General features: G+C 58.8%; 3 protein-coding genes. All 3 read left to right on the top strand.

What is annotated here, in order from left to right:
- Positions 1-122: 122 nt before the first annotated feature.
- Entirely contained in the window at positions 123-653 is a 531-nt protein-coding gene (locus ABX749_RS30420) for a glutathione peroxidase (RefSeq protein WP_372899343.1), read from the top strand.
- A 154-nt stretch (positions 654-807) separates the two neighbouring features.
- Positions 808-1,431: a superoxide dismutase gene (locus tag ABX749_RS30425; protein WP_145219583.1), complete on the top strand. Its 624-nt coding sequence runs from the start codon at positions 808-810 to the stop codon at positions 1,429-1,431.
- Between the two features lie 177 nt (positions 1,432-1,608).
- A complete protein-coding gene (locus ABX749_RS30430) occupies positions 1,609-1,821 on the top strand; it encodes a hypothetical protein (protein WP_372899342.1) in 213 nt (70 codons plus the stop codon).
- Positions 1,822-2,202 lie beyond the last annotated feature (381 nt).

The raw sequence follows: 2,202 nt of genomic DNA on the forward strand, positions 1-2,202 counted from the left end.
CCAACACCTTGACTTTCCACTCAATCTGTAACAATCCTTCCAGTTTCCCACCCCACCCCCAACGCGAGTTCCCCATGCGACTGATCCTCTCTGCCGTCCTCTGCCTCGGAGCCCTGACCGCCATGTCCCAAGCTGACGAAGCCGCCAGCGGCGAACACAAACACGACCACGAATGCGCCCTCGATTTCAAGATGAAGGACATCGACGGCAAGCAAGTCGACCTGGAAGACTACGAAGGAAACGTCGTCCTGATCGTCAACACCGCCAGCCAGTGTGGCTTGACGCCTCAATATGCGGGCCTGGAAGAGCTGTACGGCAAGTACAAAGAAAAAGGCTTCGTCGTCCTCGGGTTCCCGTGCAACCAATTCGGCAGCCAAGAGCCCGGCACCGAGGCAGAAATCAAGCAGTTCTGCAACTCACGCTACAACGTGTCCTTCCCCATGTTCAGCAAGATCAATGTCAACGGCGACGACGCCACACCGCTGTACAAGTACCTGACCAGCAAGGACGTCAAACCGGCCGGGAAAGGAAACGTCAGCTGGAACTTTGAAAAATTCCTGATCGATCGCGAAGGCAACTTGATCCACCGCTTCGCCCCACGCACCAAGCCCAGCGACGCTGAGTTGGTCAAAGCGATCGAAGCCCAACTGTAAACACGGACGCGCGCCGCCGACCGTGGCGACCCTCTTGCGCACGGTTGCCACGGTCGTTATCGTTTTGGACAGAGGTCTCGCCCCCAAGTGTGGGATGAAATCAACGCGAGACGAATCACTGAACAAACCACCCTCTACTCGGAGAAAGCTCGCAATGGCTTACTCACTACCCGAACTCCCCTACGCTCTGGATGCCCTGGAACCCCACATCGACGCCAAGACGATGGAGATCCACCACGGCAAGCACCACAACGCCTACGTGACCAAGGTCAACGCGGCGATCGAAGGGACGGACCTGGAGTCCAAGTCGATCGAAGACCTGATCTCGGATCTGGCCAGCGTGCCCGCCGACAAACGCGGCGCGGTGCGTAACAACGGCGGCGGACACGCCAACCACTCGCTGTTCTGGACCGTCATGGGCCCCGGCAAAGGCGGCAGCCCCAGCGGCGACCTGGCCGCGGCGATCGATTCCACCTTCGGCAGCCTGGATGCGATGAAGGAACAGTTCAACAACGCCGCAGCCACCCGCTTCGGCAGCGGTTGGGCCTGGTTGTACGTCGAAGGCGGAACACTCAAGGTCGGCAGCACCGCCAACCAAGACAACCCGCTGATGGGCACCGACATCGCCGGGATCAGCGGCACGCCGATCCTGGGCTTGGACGTTTGGGAGCACGCCTACTACCTGAACTACCAAAACCGCCGTCCCGACTACATCAGCGCGTTCTGGAACGTCGTCGATTGGGACGCGGTCGCCGAACGCTTCGCCGCAGCCAAGTAAGTAGCAGCCGCGTCAACGGCATCAAGTGAAGAAGCAACCCTCCCGTGTGCGGGAGGGTGACTGGGGCAAGCCGACAGAGCGTCGATGAGGTGGCGCCGTCCCAGTGCGCGTGCCTTAAGCTATAATCTGAGAAGACGGTAATCACACGTCCCGAGGCGAGCGACTGGCGAGAAAGACATGCAAGCGGAACTGAAGAAGATGTTGACCGCGCAGCCATTCGTTCCGTTTACCGTTGTGATGAGCGACGGGACGCACGTCACGGTCAAACACCCCGAAACCGCACTGCTGACCAAACACTGGCTCTACGTCACCACCGATGGCGGGGAAACGACGGAGCATTTGTATCTACTGCATGTGACCCGGATCCAACGAAGCGAGCAGGCAGCGTAGGGGACGCCGGAATTTTCCCGGCCTGTCGATTGAAGGCTGGGAACCGAGTATCCCGAAGGGAATTCGAATTGGTGCCACCCACCATTCTCGCCCATCTATCCATCCACCCGACAAGCACTTTCTTAGAATTGTCCCTGTCCGCATGCGGACGGAGGTTGGGCAGACGGGCAGGGGGTCAAAAAATGGATTGGTCAAAAAATGGAGTCACCGCGAAGGAACCACTCGTTCGTCCCCAACATTTTTTGACCACCTAATTTTTTGACCATCCTCCACAGCACGAACAGACTCGACAAATGTGGTTGAAGCGCTAGTATTCCGCCGCACCTTGGTCTTCGCGTAGGCGGTAGCGGACGAGGCGACGAGTCCTTGCCAAGATGCCGA

Source organism: Stieleria sp. (assembly GCF_041595215.1).
GTDB lineage: Bacteria > Planctomycetota > Planctomycetia > Pirellulales > Pirellulaceae > Stieleria > Stieleria magnilauensis.